Annotated in this window: 17 protein-coding genes; 4 read left to right on the top strand and 13 right to left on the bottom strand. The window is 55.3% G+C overall.

Annotated features, from left to right (window positions below; translation table 11 throughout):
* The first annotated feature begins 15 nt into the window (after positions 1-15).
* Positions 16-939 (top strand): extracellular solute-binding protein, encoded by a 924-nt coding sequence (locus FHW71_RS17225; RefSeq protein ID WP_179452430.1) that lies wholly within the window; start codon positions 16-18, stop codon positions 937-939.
* Positions 939-1,694 (top strand): ABC transporter permease, encoded by a 756-nt coding sequence (locus FHW71_RS17220; protein WP_179452431.1) that lies wholly within the window; start codon positions 939-941, stop codon positions 1,692-1,694. Before FHW71_RS17225 ends, FHW71_RS17220 begins: the two co-directional genes overlap by 1 nt.
* A gap of 33 nt (positions 1,695-1,727) precedes the next feature.
* On the opposite strand, the gene FHW71_RS17215 is transcribed toward FHW71_RS17220, so the two are convergent.
* The 9 genes from FHW71_RS17215 to FHW71_RS17175 form a co-directional block, all read right to left on the bottom strand.
* The gene (locus FHW71_RS17215; RefSeq protein WP_008109237.1) at positions 1,728-2,198 is read right to left on the bottom strand and encodes a heme-binding protein; all 471 of its coding nucleotides are present in this window, start codon (positions 2,196-2,198) and stop codon (positions 1,728-1,730) included.
* A gap of 86 nt (positions 2,199-2,284) precedes the next feature.
* A complete protein-coding gene (locus tag FHW71_RS17210) occupies positions 2,285-2,896 on the bottom strand; it encodes a response regulator (protein WP_179452432.1) in 612 nt (203 codons plus the stop codon).
* A gap of 4 nt (positions 2,897-2,900) precedes the next feature.
* Positions 2,901-4,208, bottom strand: a complete 1,308-nt coding sequence (locus tag FHW71_RS17205; protein WP_286176309.1) for an ATP-binding protein — start codon at positions 4,206-4,208, stop codon at positions 2,901-2,903.
* Between the two features lie 284 nt (positions 4,209-4,492).
* Positions 4,493-5,269 (bottom strand): ATP-binding cassette domain-containing protein, encoded by a 777-nt coding sequence (locus tag FHW71_RS17200; protein ID WP_061719023.1) that lies wholly within the window; start codon positions 5,267-5,269, stop codon positions 4,493-4,495.
* Entirely contained in the window at positions 5,266-5,952 is a 687-nt protein-coding gene (locus FHW71_RS17195; protein ID WP_179452434.1) for an ABC transporter permease subunit, read from the bottom strand. The genes FHW71_RS17200 and FHW71_RS17195 overlap by 4 nt, the downstream gene beginning before the upstream one ends.
* A 9-nt stretch (positions 5,953-5,961) precedes the next feature.
* Positions 5,962-6,681, bottom strand: a complete 720-nt coding sequence (locus FHW71_RS17190) for an ABC transporter permease subunit (protein WP_008109228.1) — start codon at positions 6,679-6,681, stop codon at positions 5,962-5,964.
* Positions 6,682-6,693: 12 nt separating this feature from the next.
* Complete coding sequence (locus FHW71_RS17185; RefSeq protein ID WP_179452590.1) at positions 6,694-7,542, bottom strand: transporter substrate-binding domain-containing protein; 849 nt, start codon at positions 7,540-7,542, stop codon at positions 6,694-6,696.
* A 21-nt stretch (positions 7,543-7,563) separates the two neighbouring features.
* Complete coding sequence (locus FHW71_RS17180; protein WP_061719019.1) at positions 7,564-8,751, bottom strand: M20 family metallopeptidase; 1,188 nt, start codon at positions 8,749-8,751, stop codon at positions 7,564-7,566.
* Between the two features lie 250 nt (positions 8,752-9,001).
* A complete protein-coding gene (locus FHW71_RS17175) occupies positions 9,002-9,892 on the bottom strand; it encodes a LysR substrate-binding domain-containing protein (RefSeq protein WP_179452435.1) in 891 nt (296 codons plus the stop codon).
* 105 nt (positions 9,893-9,997) lie between these two features.
* On the opposite strand from FHW71_RS17175, the gene FHW71_RS17170 reads away from it, so the two are divergent.
* Positions 9,998-10,702, top strand: a complete 705-nt coding sequence (locus tag FHW71_RS17170; RefSeq protein ID WP_179452436.1) for an SDR family oxidoreductase — start codon at positions 9,998-10,000, stop codon at positions 10,700-10,702.
* A 336-nt stretch (positions 10,703-11,038) separates the two neighbouring features.
* On the opposite strand, the gene FHW71_RS17165 is transcribed toward FHW71_RS17170, so the two are convergent.
* Positions 11,039-11,971 (bottom strand): AraC family transcriptional regulator, encoded by a 933-nt coding sequence (locus tag FHW71_RS17165; protein WP_179452437.1) that lies wholly within the window; start codon positions 11,969-11,971, stop codon positions 11,039-11,041.
* Positions 11,972-12,129: 158 nt separating this feature from the next.
* Between FHW71_RS17165 and FHW71_RS17160 the strand changes: the two genes are divergently transcribed.
* A complete protein-coding gene (locus FHW71_RS17160; RefSeq protein ID WP_179452438.1) occupies positions 12,130-12,861 on the top strand; it encodes an SDR family oxidoreductase in 732 nt (243 codons plus the stop codon).
* Between the two features lie 44 nt (positions 12,862-12,905).
* Here FHW71_RS17160 and FHW71_RS17155 read toward each other — a convergent pair whose 3' ends face one another.
* The 3 genes from FHW71_RS17155 to FHW71_RS17145 are packed head-to-tail and all read right to left on the bottom strand — an operon-like array spanning position 12,906 to position 15,126.
* Complete coding sequence (locus tag FHW71_RS17155; protein WP_061719013.1) at positions 12,906-13,592, bottom strand: DJ-1/PfpI family protein; 687 nt, start codon at positions 13,590-13,592, stop codon at positions 12,906-12,908.
* Positions 13,593-13,643: 51 nt separating this feature from the next.
* The gene (corA, locus tag FHW71_RS17150; protein WP_081113251.1) at positions 13,644-14,612 is read right to left on the bottom strand and encodes a magnesium/cobalt transporter CorA; all 969 of its coding nucleotides are present in this window, start codon (positions 14,610-14,612) and stop codon (positions 13,644-13,646) included.
* Between the two features lie 43 nt (positions 14,613-14,655).
* Positions 14,656-15,126 carry a GNAT family N-acetyltransferase gene (locus FHW71_RS17145; protein ID WP_179452439.1) on the bottom strand — a complete coding sequence of 157 codons (471 nt, stop codon included), beginning with the start codon at positions 15,124-15,126 and terminating at the stop codon, positions 14,656-14,658.
* Positions 15,127-15,139 lie beyond the last annotated feature (13 nt).

The raw sequence follows: 15,139 nt of genomic DNA, 5'->3' as shown, positions 1-15,139 counted from the left end.
ATAGCGAGAAAGGGAATGCGATTTAATCACCTCACCGCGCTGCTGCTCACTGCCGGCGCGGGCTTTAGTCTGCATGCACAAGCTGATACCGATATCCGCGTGACCTACGCCGGTTCCATGGGCAAAGTGATGGACCAATCATTAGGTCCAGCCTTTGCTAAACAAAATAACGGTAAGTATGAAGGTCAGGGCCAGGGCGCCTATGGCATGGCGCGTTTGCTGGCGAGCAAGAAAATCACCGCCGATGTGTTCGTTTCGATCACGCCGGGGCCGATGCAGATCCTGAAAGATGCCGGATTGATTGATGATGCGATCCCGGTGGCGAGCACCAGCATGGTGGTGGCGTATAGCCCAAAAGGAAAATACGCCCAGCAGTTCGCGCAGGCTAACGGCAGCGACGCCAGCTGGCTGAAGGTGCTGGCAACGCCGGGCATTAAGTTTGGTCGCACCGATCCGATCAACGATCCAAAAGGTCAGAACATCATCTTTACCCTGCTACTGGCCGAGAAGTATTACCAGCAGCCGGGCATTGCCGATAAAATTATGGGCGGCTATCAAAATCCGGCCCAAACCCATCTGGAAGGCGGCCTGCTAACGCGGCTGGAAAGCGGCCAGGTTGATGCCGCCGCCGGTTACGAGAGCGAAGTGATCTCCGCGCATCTGCCGTATGTGGCACTGCCCGACGAGATTAATCTGAGCAATCCGGCGATGGCGAAGCAGTGGTACGAAACGGTGAGTTTCAGCGTGAAAGACAGCGCGGGCAAAGACAAAGTGCTGCATACGCAGCCGCTGGTTTATTACGCCGCCGTGTTGAAAAATGCGCCACACGGCGCTGCAGCCGGCAAAGCCTTTGTCGATTTTATGCTGAGTCAGCCGGGTCAGGCGCTGTTTAAACAGAATGGCTATGCCGCGCCGAAAGGCGGTTCGATCTACCCATAATGAAAACCCGTCACGCCACCGCGCTGTGGCTGTCACTGCCAGCACTGCTGTTGCTGGCGGTGCCTTTTCTCACGCTGATTGGCGTCACCAACTGGCAGCATCTGCAGCTGGCGTGGGGCGATGGCAATGCTATCGCTACGTCGCTCGGTTTGGGTGTAATCGCGTTGTTGCTGATTTTTGTCAGTGGATTGCCGCTGGCATGGTGGCTGTCGCAGGCGCGCGGTCGGATGCGGTTAATCGTCGAACTGCTGGTGATGATTCCGCTGCTGACGCCGCCGCTGGCGATGGGGATTTTGTTGGTGAGCGCTTACGGGCCGTATAGCTTGCCGGGCGAACTGCTGGGGAAGTTTGGCTGGACGCTGGTGAATAATCCGGCCGCGTTTATTCTGGCACAATGGTACGGCGCGTTGCCCTACTTCGTCACCACCGCACGTTCGGCGTTTGCCGGTGTGCCAAAGCCGATTCTGGAAGCGGGCCGCACATTGGGCGCGTCGCCGTGGCAGCGTTTCTGGCGTTTATCGATCCCGCTTGCTGCGCCGGGGCTGGCAACCGCCAGCGCACTGGCGTGGGCGCGTGCCATGGGCGAGTTTGGCATCGTGATGATCTTCGCCTATTTCCCGCAGGGCATGCCGGTTCAGCTTTATAACAACCTGCAAAATAACGGCATCGATGCGGTGTATGTGCTGCTGTGGTTGCTGCTGCTGTTTACCTTGCCGATGCCGCTGATCTGTTTTGCGCTGTCACGCCGCATGTAACCAAGTCGCCATGAATGGCGACCCTACTCTTTGTTATAACGCTTTCAGCGCATCCATCGCACAGGCTTCATCCAGATTGCCGCCCGGCGCGCCGCCGATGCCGATTGCGCCAATTACCTGATCGCCGCTTTTCACCGGCACACCACCCGCCAACAGCAGGAAGCCAGGAATATCACGCATATTCTGCGCACCAGCATTATTCTGCGCCGCTTCCATCACTTTACCGCTTGGGTTTTTGGTGCTGAGCGCGGTGTACGCTTTCATCTGGCTGGCTTCCACGGTGTGCGGACCGGCGTTATCCATGCGCTGCACCGCTTTTACCACACCGGCACGATCAACCACGGTCACGGCTACGTTGTAGTTTTTCGCCGCACACGACTGAATCGCGGCGCTTGCCAGCTTCTGTGCGTCAGCCAGTGAAAGGTTGGATTCGGTTAATGCCGCGTGGCTGCCGAAGGAAACAAAGGCCGCCGCAGCGGCAATCAGAGAAAGGCGGATGTTCATGTGTCACTCCTGTTTAATAGTGAGTGACACTTTAAAGCGCGGCAGAGAAAAGAAATATTCGGGCGATTACCCGTTCATCCAGGTAGTTATACCTGGTTCAGCTGCTGCCATGCGTGAATCAATTGCGCGAGATTATTGAGTTCCAGTTTGGCAAACACTGCCGCACGATGCGCTTCCACGGTGCGCGGTGACAGCGATAAATCACGCGCAATCTCTTTGCTGGTTTGCCCGGCAATCATCAGCTGCATCACTTCAGTTTCACGCGCCGATAGCTGCGCAAACCGCGCCTGCAATCCCTGTTGTGACTGCCAGCGCTCGGCACGTTGTTCACTCTCGTTGAATGCCAAATGAATGGTTTCCAGCAGCGGTTCTATATCCAGCGGCTTGGTGTAAAACTCAAACGCGCCCTGACGAAATGCACGACGACAGGCATCAATGGTGCCGTGACCAGTCATGATGATCACTGGCAGCAGCGGATGGCGATCGCCCTGCTCTGCTAGCCAGCTCAGGCCGCTAATACCCGGCATGCGCACATCTAGCAGCAAACAGCCGCGCAGCGGTTCCTGCGCTTGCGTGGCCGCTTCAAATGCGGCCAAATCGGCAAAATCGGCCACGTCATATTCCAGCGTTTTAAGCAGAAAACCGAGCGATTCACGCACGGACAAATCATCATCCACTAACCAAACCTTTGCGACCATTCCGTTACTCCGCCAGTTGGAAAATTAAGGTAATCTCCGCGCCGCCTTCGGCGCGATTTGCCAGCCGCAGCTGGCCGTTCATGCGTAACATCAAGCTCTCGACCAGCGTCATGCCTAATCCCATGCTATTGGCGCGTGAGCTGTAAAACGGCATGCATGCCTGCGCTAATCCTTCCGCAGAGAAGCCGGGACCGTTATCGCTGATGATGATTTTGATGCCGTGTGGAATATGTTCCGATGCAATATTCACCCATGCATCGGGACGTCCGTGCTGCATGTGAATGGCATTTTGCAACAGGTTGTGGAACACCTGTTCCAGCCAATGTGGATCGCTCAGCACTTTCGCCTGACCGTGCTGCAACTGCTGACGCAGCGCGACATCGCCATCATCCAGTTCCTGTTGCAGCAGCAGCGTCACGCGCCGCCAGATGGCTTCCGGATTCACGGAGGTCATTGCCACCGGACGTTCGCTCACGATGTCGCGAAAACGTTGCAGCAACGCCGCGAGGCGCTCGGTTTGCAAGCTCATCGCGTTAAGCGCCTGCGGCAGATTTTCGTGTTTACCCTGCTTCAACAGTAACTGACTGCTATGCAACCAAGTGTTAATGGCGGTCAGCGGCTGGTTGATTTCATGAATGATGCCGGCGGTAAACTCGCCCAGCGCTTCACGCCGCGTACGCTGGAAATAGTCCGCGCGCAGGCGCATCTCCACATGCTGACGCCAGTGACGCAACAGCCACCAGCCCAGGCCGCCAATCACCAGCCACAACAGCAGCGCCAGCGTAAATGGCAGCATATGCAGCGCACGCCAGTCAGGATTGGCGCTGCCTTTCAGCAAGAACGGCTGATAGTGATTGATGAACGGCCGCTGCCATTGCCAACGCGCCGAGTCCGAATAGTTCACCGTTTGCATGGCGGGCGGCGCGTGGATATGAAAAGCCAGCGCCAGCGCCACATCCGAGGTTTGCAGGGCAAAGTGCAAATCGATCAGCATGCGGATCTGGCGATAAGGGTTGTAGAGCCAATAGCGTCCACCGCTCACTTCTTCAAAACGTGGCGCGGTTAACGGACGATTTACGGTGTGTTCCAGCAGGACAAGCTGCGGAAATTTGCTCTGCAAAGCAGCGAGATCCTCATCGCCATTCAGCAGCGGCAACAGCGTTTCATTCTGCGTTTGATAGGCGGCAAGGCGGTTAAATTGCTGATTAAATTGCGCCTCGCCCACACGCTGCTGCTGCAAAATTTGATCGGCAAATAACGCTATCAAGGTGATCAGCGTTAACAGTAGCCAGACCAGCCAATACCTTTTCATCCATGGTCGGTAAGTGTGCGGCATAGAATTCCGTGGTTATGCAGTAAAGAAGTACTCCGGCAAAGGAGGCCTGACTAAAGTCAAACGTTGTAACCCGCGCCGTATTGGGATTCAACGACTTTTCCCGGTCGGCTCGTGTTTTCAGAAGTCTGCCTGGCGCGCAGTCGCTGCTATTCGGACCACCCGCTGCAACAGCAATGGCTTTGATTAAGAGGAAATAAAGGGAAAACATAAGGCGCACCAGCTCACTCACATAGCTGGTGCACAGGGAAAGGGAATTATTGTTAGCTATTGCGCTGTAAGTGACTACTTACAAATGCGCGACAGCGCGCGGAGATGGGATCGCTGAACACTTGCTGTGGCGAACCGGCTTCTTCGATTTTGCCCTGATGCAGAAACACCGCTTTGTTCGAGACATCACGCGCAAAGCCCATTTCATGCGTGACGATAATCATGGTGCGCCCCTCTTCCGCCAGGCTGCGAATCACGCGCAGCACTTCGCCCACCAGCTCGGGATCAAGCGCTGAAGTCGGCTCATCAAACAGAATCGCCTTCGGCTGCTGCGCCAGCGCACGGGCAATCGCCACGCGCTGTTGCTGACCACCCGAAAGCTGCGATGGCCACGCGTTGCGCTTTTCGTACAGACCCACTTTTTGCAGCAGCGCTTCGGCTTCTTCAATCGCCTCTTTGCTACTGCGCTTCTGCACATGAATCGGCGCTTCGATGATGTTCTGCAGTACAGTTTTATGCGGCCACAGATTGAAGCTCTGGAAGACAAAACCGAGTTGCATGCGCATCAGCTTGATACGACGCTGCTGCTCGCGGCTGAGCTTCTCGTCGGGATTATCGATAGTGACCACTTCGTCACCCACCGCAATTTCCCCGCCCTGCGGCACTTCTAAAAACGGAATGCAGCGTAACAAAGTACTTTTGCCTGAACCGCTGGCACCGATTAGCGAAATCACGTCGCCATCCTGCGCCGTCAGGCTGATATCGTGCAGCACTTCGTGCCCGCTATAACTTTTTCTGAGATGACTCAGGGCGATAGTGGGTTTACTCATGGACGTGCTCCAACGTGATAAGGGGACAAACGGCGCTCCAGCAGCGCCACCGCTTTACTCACCAGCACGGTCAGTAGCAGATAGATAATCGCCGCGCTGATAAACACCTCCAGCGCGCGGAAAGTCTCAGAGACAATGGAATCAGCGATGCCGGTCATCTCCATCAAACTGATGGTGCTGACCAGCGAGGTCGATTTGATCATCGAGATAATTTCATTGCTGTAAGCCGGCAATGCCTGGCGCACCGCCAGCGGCAGCGTAATGCGACGCAGCGTGGTGAAGCGCGACATGCCGCTCACTTTGGCCGCTTCCAGCGACTGCACGCTAACCGCGTTAAGCCCACCGCGCAGAATCTCCGAAGTGTAAGCCGCATCGTTAAGAATCAACGCAATCAACCCGCACCAGTAAGGATCGCGCAGCAGCGGCCACAGCACGCTTTCGCGCACCGCTGGCAAGCTGCCGAGGCCGTAATAGATCATGAAGATCTGAATCAGCAGCGGCGTGCCGCGAAACGCCCAGACGTAGAAACGCGTAACGTAGCTTCCGAAGCGATTCTGGCGCAGCAGATTGAGCAGCAGCGCCAGCACGCCGCCACCCAACAACGATAACAGCGCCAGATTCAGCGTCAGCGGCAGGCCGCGCAGCAACGCAGCTAAGGTGTGCTGCAGGAAAGTGACATCCATCGTGGCTCCTTACAACCGCGCGCGTTGTTGTCCGCGCATGGCCACTTTTTCCACATAGCGGAAAACAAAATCGGAACAGGTGGTGATGATCAGGTAGATCACCGCGCCAACGCTGTAGAAGAAGAACGGCATTTGCGTCGAGTTCGAGGCGGTGGAGATCTGGTTCATGGTTTCCACTAAGCCAGTGACCGATACCAGCGCCGACTCTTTGATTACCGATTGCCACTGATTTCCCATGCCCGGCAGCGCGGTTTTCAGCGCCTGCGGCACAATCATGCGGCGGAACAGCATCAAACGGCCCATGCCAGTTACCGTTGCGGCTTCCAGCGTGCCTTTCGGGATCGCGTAGAACGCGCCGCGGAACACACTACTTTGATAGGCGCCGGAGATCAGGCCGATGGCAATCGCTCCCGCTACAAAGCCGTTCACATCAAACGGTCCTTGCAGGCCAAGACTTTCCCCGACAAACGACACCACCTGACGTCCACCAAAATAGAACAGGTAGATCACCAGCAGCTCCGGCACACCACGAAACAGCGTGATGTAACCGTTGGCAAGACGCTGTTGCCAGCGCCCGCCACCAATCTGCATCCAACACAACAGGCTGCCGAGAATTGCGCCCAGCAGCCATGCACACAATGAAACGGTGACGGTCACCGTGGCGGCGTTAAGCAACACGCCGCCCCAACCTTCGTCACCAAAACCTAAGATTTGCCAATCAATAGCCATAAGCGCCTGGAATTACTCTTTAGGTGCGACGTTTTCGCCGAACCATTTTTCAGACAGCTGCTTCAGCGTGCCATCTTTGATCATTGAATTTAACGCGTTATCCAGCGCCGCCTTCAGCTCAGGATTGTTTTTCTGAATCGCGATAGCTGAACCCTGACCCAACACGCCGCCCGAGAAACCGTAACCGGTACTGTTCACGGTATCCGCATGCTTTTTCACATAGGCATTCAGGTTGGTGCGTGACGCCATTACCGCATCAACGCGGCCGTTCAGCAGATCGGCGAAAGTTTCCGGGCCAGCCTGATAAGTGCGAATCGTCGCCACATCCGCCAGATATTTGTTGAGGAAATCCGCCTGAATGGTGGCAACCTGCACCGCGATGGTTTTGCCTTTGAATTTGGCTTTCAAAGCATCGATAGATTTGGTCATGCCAGCTTCGTCATCCGCCAGCACCACTTCGCCATTGCCTGGCAAGGTATCAACCGCGCTGCCCTTCAGAGTGACGAAACCTGAAACACTCACGGTGTACTGGCGTGAGAAATCCACCACTTCTTCACGCTTCGGCGTGACGGTCACGGCATCGATCACCGCATCATATTTGCCATCAACTAAACCCGGAATCATACCGGACCATTTCTGCGCCACGATTTCGTATTTGAAACCGGCACGTTTAGCGATTTCAGCCACCATATCCGGCTCATAACCGACGATTTTGCCGTTAGGTGTGGATTGGTTAAACGGCGGATAGGCGGCTTCAGTGGCGAATTTCAGCGTGCCAAAATCTTTTGCCTGCACCAGAGCGGAAGAGGCAAGCAGCAGCATGCCCACAGAAGCGGTTAACAGTCCTTTACGCATCATCAGAAAACCTCGAAGTTCGTTATTTTAAGAGAGTAAATCAATGGCTAAACGGGCTAATGCCTGCGTGCCGGCATGGATACTGCGCTCGTCGGGTTGGTAATCCGAATTATGCAGATGGTCGTCGCGTCCCGGTGCGCCGGATCCAATGTGGATCTGGCAACCTGGCGCGCGCTCGGTAAACAGCGAGAAATCTTCAGCACCAAAGCTGGCGCTCGGCTTGGCAACAATGGCTTTACCAAACTGATGCGACAAAATCGGTTCCAGCGCATCAATCAGCGCATCGTCGTTCATTAACGGCGGTACGCCGCGCTGATAATTGACCTCAACGCGCACATTCAGCGACAGCGCGACGCCCGCGCAAATACGTTTGAACGCTTCTTCGATATGCGCACGCGCCGCCGGTGATTTGGCGCGCACCGTGCCCTGAATCAGGCAGCTATCGGAAATGATGTTGTGTGTGCTGCCGCCATGAATGTGGCCGATGGTCAGCACCGCCGAGTTGGCGGGATCGAGCTCGCGCGAAATAATGGTTTGCAGCTGGCTCACCAGATTGACGGCGGCAATGATCGGATCGGTTCCCATATGCGGACGCGCGGCGTGCGTTGATTTTCCGTGCACCACCACATCAAACTCGTCGCTTGAAGCGGTGCTGGCACCGCGCGTTAAGCCAATTTCGCCGGCAGCCAGTTCCGGTTTGTTGTGCAGCGTGATGGCAAGATCGACACCATCTGCCGCGCCATCGGCGATCATCGCTTCGGCACCGCTATCGGGCGTCTCTTCTGCTGGCTGGAAAATCAATCGCAAAGTGCCATGCAACTGCGCGCGATAGTGCGGCACAATCGCCGCCACGCCGAGCATCGTCGCGGTGTGAATATCGTGGCCGCAGGCGTGCATTTTGCCGGGATATTGGCTGCTGAAAGGTAAACCGGTTTGTTCATGGATTGGCAATGCATCCATATCCGCGCGTAATAGCACGGTTTTACCAGGATGCGCGCCGACAATATCAACCATCACGCCGGTTCTGCCGACGCCGGTTTTCGGCGTCAGGCCCAGGCGCAGCAGCTCCTGCTCGACGATGTGGGCAGTGCGAATGGTGTCGAAACCCAGCTCCGGATGCGCGTGAATGTCACGGCGAATGGCGATGAGATGCGCCTGCATGCTTTCGCTTTTGGCGCTGATGTCCCTGGCTAAAACATCTTTATGATCGGTCATATGCAAAGATCTTTATTCAGGCGCGAGCCTGGCCTTTATGGCATTTTTATTAAAATTGACTCCGTATTTATTCACAGCATCCGACAGAATGCAACGCGCAATCCTTCGCTTTACTTGCTGAATTTTCGCGATATTTTTCTAATTCACTGCCTTGACAGGATAAAACCCCACATCTGCATCATTAAGCAGTTATAACATTCATGATCCCATGCGGATCATCAGTTTTACTGATTTCGTTATTGAACAATAATCAGCCGCTCACTTGCGCTAAAAGCCATTCGCGCACCGCCATCACCGGTGCTTGTTCGCGCGGACGGCGCGGCCACACCAGATACCAACCGGCATCCATGGTCATTTGCTGCGCAAACGTCGGCACCAAACGTCCGCTGGCCAGATCGTTCTGCACGAAATGCGGACTGGTGAGCGCAATGCCCTGCCCGCTGATCGCCGCTTCCAGCGCCAGCGCGGTTTGATTGAAACGCAGGTGATGCTGATGATGTAGCGATACATGCGGGAAGGTAAACGCCAGAAATGCGGGCCAAAGATGATGACCATCGTGCAGCAATGCGTAGCGCAGACAGTTATCGCTTTCGGCCGGATCGCCCAGCTCGGCAAGCAGCGCCGGACTCACCACCGCTAATACCGTTTGGCTAAACAATAAAGTGGCATCCAGACCCACGCCAAACGGCGGCCTGCCGTAGCGCACCGCCAAATCGACGCCTTCATGATGAAACTGCACCAGCCGCTCAGAAGCCAGCACGCGCAGATCGATATCCGGCCACGCGGCGGTAAAAACCGGTAAGCGCGGCAGCATCCAGCGGCTGGCAAAGGTGGGTGTGACGCTCAACGTTAAGCGATTCGGTTCCGGACGCAGCGTGCGCGTGGCCTCATCGATCAATTCAAACGCCTGGCGAATACTGACCGCATAACCTGCACCCGCGCCGGTTAGCGCCAGCGTGCGCGGCAATCGATCAAACAATTTCAGCCCAAGGCTGGCTTCCAGACCGCGAATTTGTTGCGCCACCGCGCCCTGCGTCACGCCTAACTCTTCCGCCGCCAGGCGAAAATTCAAATGGCGCGTCACCGCTTCAAACACTTTCAACGCATTAAGCGGCGGCAGCTCGCTGAATCCCTGGCTCATCCTGTAGTTTTCCTATCGTCAATTGGCAAACAGACTGACTCTCTGCTGCCAAAATTACCTTTTATACTGGATTTAATCGATTTTTAATTAACAGGAAGATCAATAATGACAGTAGAAAAAGTGGCAGTAATCGTTGCCGGTGGCAGCGGCATGGGTGCAGCAGCAGCGGAGAAACTGGCGAGCGACGGCTTTAAAGTGGCGATCCTCTCTTCATCCGGCAAAGGTGAAGCGCTGGCGGAGCGGCTGGGTGGTTTGGGCGTGACGGGTTCCAATCTGTCGGTTGCAGATCTGCAGAAGCTGGTGGATCAAACGCTGGCGCGTTGGGGCCGCATTGATGTGCTGGTGAACAGCGCCGGTCATGGTCCGCGCGCGCCGATTCTGGAATTAACCGACGAGCAGTGGCAGCTCGGCATGGAAACCTACTTTTTGAATGTGGTGCGCGCCACGCGTCTGGTCACGCCAGTTATGCAGAAACAGGGCGGCGGCAGCATTATCAACATCTCATCCGCGTGGACGTTCGAGCCAACCGATATGTTCCCAACCTCAGCGGTGTTCCGTGCCGGGCTGGCATCCTTCACCAAAATCTTCGCCGATACTTACGCGGCCGATAACATTCGCATCAACAATGTGCTGCCTGGCTGGATCGATAGCTTGCCGAAAACCGACGAACGTCGCGACAGCGTGCCATTACAGCGTTACGGTACGTCTGCAGAAGTGGCAGCAACCATCGCCTTCCTGGCATCGCCTGGCGCGGCCTATATTACTGCTCAGAATATTCGTGTTGATGGCGGCGTGACGCGTAACGTTTAGCCAGCAAATGTCTGGAATTCAGCCGCACAGGGATCCGCGCCCTGTGCGGCTTTTCTTTATCTGTGGTTTAAATTCCAGGCAAAAAACAAGACTGGTCTCGTCGATTTCATTACCCACAAAAAGACAGAATAGTCTGATTCGCTGACAGGTATTTCTTACTTCAGCCAACAAACTTTCTTCTAAAATTCTGATTTGAGGTCGCTATGCAATCGATTTTACGTTCACGTTTTTCTGCTTTTCTGACAGTAGAACGCCGTTTAGTTTGGAAAATGATGTTTACCGGCTGCGCGGTATTCTGGATTTTGATGGTCGTTGCCATCATGAGCATTCGCTAAGTTAATGCGCCTGTAATCGGCCGGACAGCTGCTCCGGCGGTAACAACTCAAACGCCCGCTTCATCTCCCGCGCCTCTTCTGCCGGACTGCGACCAAACATCCGTTTGAACTCACGATTAAACTGCGAATCACTTTCATAGCCGACGCGCGCTGCTGCGCCTGCGGCGGTGAGATTGTCGCGGATCATCATTAAACGCGCCTGATGCAAACGTAGCGATTTTAGATATTGAATCGGCGAGGTTTGCGTAACGGTTTTGAAATGCAGATGGAAACGCGGCACGCTCATCCCGGCTTCATTCGCCAGATGCGGTACATCCAGCGGCTGACGCCAGTCGGCATGGATGCGCTGCAAAGCACGCGCGATACGACCAAAATGGCCTTGATAGGTTAACGCCGCACGCACCGCGCCGCCCTGCTCGCCCATCAATACGCGAAAACAGATCTCTTCGACGCGCGCGGGTCCCAACACTTTGGCTTCAAGCGGATCGCTCAACGCTTCCAGCAAACGCAGCGTACTCTCCGCCAGCGTTTCGTTGATCGGTGTTGAGATGATGCCCGCTGGCGTAGCGCTTACCGCCGTTTCACTGTTGCCCAGTTGTGCCACCAGCCGCGCCACCATAGCAACATCCAGACGAATGGCGATGCCCAGCAGCGGCTCTTCTGATGTGGCTTCCGTCTCGGCAGAAAACGGCAGCGGTACCGACAACACCAGGTAATGTTGCGCGTCGTAGCGATACATTTTGTCTGCAAGAAACGCACGTTTCGATCCCTGACAAATAATAATGATGCTCGGATCATACAATACCGGCGTGCGTGCCCACTGCCGATCGGCGCGCATAAAGCGCACGCTCTCAAGCAGCGATTCGGTATAGCCTTCCTGGCGCGCCAACTGACTGAGTAAAGCGCAGGTGCGCTGTTGCACGGTTTGCGACATGAGTGGTTCCTCAGAGAGATTCAGGCAAAGCATAGCTATGTAAATCGTGGTTGCACAATGCATACGAGAGAATCAGGCAAAGATGCGCCACAATCCGGTCTGTTGCGCACTGTGTGATTTATCAACAATAGCCTCGTCAACTCAACGAGGAATGCATCATGAACACAGTGAAGAAAGTGATTATTTTGACGGGTGCCAGCAGCGGCATTGGCGAAAGCATTGCACGTCATCTGGCGCAACAAGGTCATCAGCTGGTGCTCGGCGCGCGCCGTACCGATCGTCTGCAGGCGTTATGTGATGAATTGCGTTTTGGCGGCACGAGCGTGGATTATCTCGCCACCGACGTCACCCAGCGCGCCGATACACAGCAGCTGGCCGATTTTGCCCTGGAGAAATATGGCCGTATTGATGTGATGATCAACAATGCGGGCGTGATGCCACTGTCACCGATGAGCTCAATGAAAGTTGATGAATGGGATTTGATGTTGGACGTCAACATTCGCGGTGTGCTGTATGGCATTGCTGCGGTGCTGCCGACCATGCAAGCGCAGCAGTTAGGTCACATTATCAATATCGCCTCCATTGGTGCACTGACTGTTTCGCCAACCGCCGCCGTGTATTGCGCCACCAAGTTCGCCGTTCGCGCTATTTCCGATGGCCTGCGTCAGGAGTCGCAGCATCTGCGGGTTACGGTGATCAATCCCGGCGTGGTGGAATCTGAACTGGCGGATATCATCAGCGATAGCACCGCGCGTGAGGCGATGAAGAGCTATCGCCAGATTGCCCTCAAGCCGGAAGCGATTGCCAAAGCGGTGAGTTGGGCCATCGATCAGCCTGGCGAGGTGGATACCAGTGAAATCACCGTGCGCCCTACTGCCAGCGCACATTAAGCAGTAAAACTCGTGGCGATTTCAGGCTGAAATCGCCAGTTTTCTCAGCCACGCTTGAGCCGCGCTGCGGCACTTTCGGTCGCTGCACGTCGGCGGGCAATAAAATCCTGCATCTGGATTTGTGCCTCGGCCAACCGTTCCGGCGACGCACTGCGTGGCGAACCGGAATGGAATGGCGGCGCCGGATCGTACTCCATCTGCAGCTGGATATTTTCCGCTGTTTCACGCCCAAGCAGCTCTTCCGCCACGGTTAAAGCGAAATCAATGCCCGAGGTGACGCCCGCGCCAGTGATGCGGTTGCGATCGCGCACCACACGTTCCGCTACCGGCGTGGCACCGAGCAAGCTGAGCTGATCAAGCGAACCCCAATGTGACGTCGCGCGATATCCCTGCAATAAACCCGCTGCACCTAATACCAGCGAACCGGTACATACCGATGTCACCCACTTGGCGTTTTCCGCCATGCGGCGCACGAAATCCAGCGTTTCGTCATCCTCCATCAGCGCAATTTGTCCGGGACCGCCGGGAATGCAGATCAGATCGAGTTGAGGACAATCGTCAAAGGTCATGGTTGGCACGACCGCCAGCCCGCGATCCGACATCACCGGCTGACGATCTTTCCAAATCAGATAATTGTTAACGTTGGGCATGCGGGCAAACACTTCCCACGGACCGGTGAGATCGAGTTGCGTGAGGTTGGGGAACAGCAGAAGACCAATATTAAAGGACATCTTTCACTCCGGGTTGCAGGAAGTTGTGCAAAAAATGCAGGCATTTAACGTTTATAGCCAACCGGCCTTTTTCAGCCGCCACCACATTACGCAGCAGATAACGACGGTTACGCCCACCACTGCGGGATAACCAAAGTGGGTATGCAGCTCCGGCATATCGGGGAAGTTCATGCCGTACATGCTGAAAATGATGGTCGGCACAATCAGGATCGCACCCCAACCGGCGAGCTTTTTATTCACTTCGCTTTGCTGCACCGACACCAGCGCCAGATTGACCTGCATCGCGCTGGTGAGCATTTCGCGCATATCTTCGGCATCGATCATCACGTGATGCGCGTGGTCCTGCACGTCACGCAGATAGGCGCGCAGATTTTTCGGGATGATATCTTCGTGGAAGCGCACCAGCTGCTGGCAGATTTCGGTCACCGGCAGCGCCGCGTTACGCAGCGCCAGCAGTTCACGACGCAGATGATAAACGTTCTGCAGCGCATCGCTGTCAAAACGCGTGGTGAACATGCCCTGTTCCAACCCGCTAATGCGATCGTTGAGGGATTCGGTGATTTTGCTGTAGTTATCAACGATGAAATCGAGGATGCAGTAGAGCGCATAACCCGGCCCTTCACACAGTAGCGCGTGATTCTTTTCGGCTTTGGTGCGGATATCTGCATAGCCTTCCGAAGAACCGTGACGCACAGTGATCAGGAAGTTTTTGCCGAGGAAGAAGTGGGTTTCGCCGAAAGTGATGCGCTGCTGCTCGTCCATGTGGGCGGTTTTCACCACAATAAACACCGAATCGCCGTACTGCTCGATCTTCGGTCGCTGATGTGCCACCAGCGCATCTTCAATCGCCAGTTCATGCAGACTGAACTCCTGCTGCAGCGTCTGCATAAAAGCCGGTTCAGGTTGGTACAAACCCATCCAGACGAAGGATTTCTCTTCTTTTAATACTTCACTGATATCGGCGATATCGACATGCTCTTCGCGCTTGCCGTGGCGATACGCTACGCAGTTAATTACCATATTCGCGCGGTCCATGTTGTTTGCACTGTTTGTCATTTTAGCCTTAAAGCTCGCGGATCATTTCGACGCAGGGAAGATCGGCTTGCGCCAGCGCTGAGGGATAAAGTGCCTCACGCACCACGCGAAAACCCTGGCGCTGATAGAAGCCACTGGCGTTTGGCGTGGCGGCAAGCGTCAGTTGAGTAAAACCACGCTGACAGGCTTCATCGATAATTGCCTGCATTATCGCACTGGCATAACCTTTGCCATTGCAAACGGGCAACGTAAAGATCGCTTCAACGCTGCCGCTGTGCAGATCGAGAAACCCGGTCGCGGCGACGCCATGTTCAGCATCGTCGACCACATAAAACGGGTTGCTTTTGACCGCCTCAAAATAGCCGTGCGGTAACGCATCGGGCGTCCATGCGCTGATAACATCAGCGGGATAAACGGCCTGGCAACCGTGGCGAATGGCAAGGTTGCGAATGCGCCACAACGTGGCCGTTTCATCACAGCGGGCTAAACGCGGTTTCATACGTTTTCCTCTA

This window comes from Enterobacter sp. Sphag1F (assembly GCF_014193275.1).
Taxonomy (GTDB): Bacteria; Pseudomonadota; Gammaproteobacteria; order Enterobacterales; family Enterobacteriaceae; genus Pantoea; species Pantoea symbiotica.
Note: the sequence above shows the minus strand (reverse complement) of the source record. Positions and strands in the feature narration are given on the sequence as shown.

Coding starts and splice junctions, on each gene's coding strand:
- FHW71_RS17225 (WP_179452430.1), top strand. CDS start 16: ATGCGATTTAATCACCTCACCGCGCTGCTGCTCACTGCCGGCGCGGGC.
- FHW71_RS17220 (WP_179452431.1), top strand. CDS start 939: ATGAAAACCCGTCACGCCACCGCGCTGTGGCTGTCACTGCCAGCACTG.
- FHW71_RS17215 (WP_008109237.1), bottom strand. CDS start 2,198: ATGAACATCCGCCTTTCTCTGATTGCCGCTGCGGCGGCCTTTGTTTCC.
- FHW71_RS17210 (WP_179452432.1), bottom strand. CDS start 2,896: ATGGTCGCAAAGGTTTGGTTAGTGGATGATGATTTGTCCGTGCGTGAA.
- FHW71_RS17205 (WP_286176309.1), bottom strand. CDS start 4,208: ATGAAAAGGTATTGGCTGGTCTGGCTACTGTTAACGCTGATCACCTTG.
- FHW71_RS17200 (WP_061719023.1), bottom strand. CDS start 5,269: ATGAGTAAACCCACTATCGCCCTGAGTCATCTCAGAAAAAGTTATAGC.
- FHW71_RS17195 (WP_179452434.1), bottom strand. CDS start 5,952: ATGGATGTCACTTTCCTGCAGCACACCTTAGCTGCGTTGCTGCGCGGC.
- FHW71_RS17190 (WP_008109228.1), bottom strand. CDS start 6,681: ATGGCTATTGATTGGCAAATCTTAGGTTTTGGTGACGAAGGTTGGGGC.
- FHW71_RS17180 (WP_061719019.1), bottom strand. CDS start 8,751: ATGACCGATCATAAAGATGTTTTAGCCAGGGACATCAGCGCCAAAAGC.
- FHW71_RS17175 (WP_179452435.1), bottom strand. CDS start 9,892: ATGAGCCAGGGATTCAGCGAGCTGCCGCCGCTTAATGCGTTGAAAGTG.
- FHW71_RS17170 (WP_179452436.1), top strand. CDS start 9,998: ATGACAGTAGAAAAAGTGGCAGTAATCGTTGCCGGTGGCAGCGGCATG.
- FHW71_RS17165 (WP_179452437.1), bottom strand. CDS start 11,971: ATGTCGCAAACCGTGCAACAGCGCACCTGCGCTTTACTCAGTCAGTTG.
- FHW71_RS17160 (WP_179452438.1), top strand. CDS start 12,130: ATGAACACAGTGAAGAAAGTGATTATTTTGACGGGTGCCAGCAGCGGC.
- FHW71_RS17155 (WP_061719013.1), bottom strand. CDS start 13,592: ATGTCCTTTAATATTGGTCTTCTGCTGTTCCCCAACCTCACGCAACTC.
- corA (WP_081113251.1), bottom strand. CDS start 14,612: ATGGTAATTAACTGCGTAGCGTATCGCCACGGCAAGCGCGAAGAGCAT.
- FHW71_RS17145 (WP_179452439.1), bottom strand. CDS start 15,126: ATGAAACCGCGTTTAGCCCGCTGTGATGAAACGGCCACGTTGTGGCGC.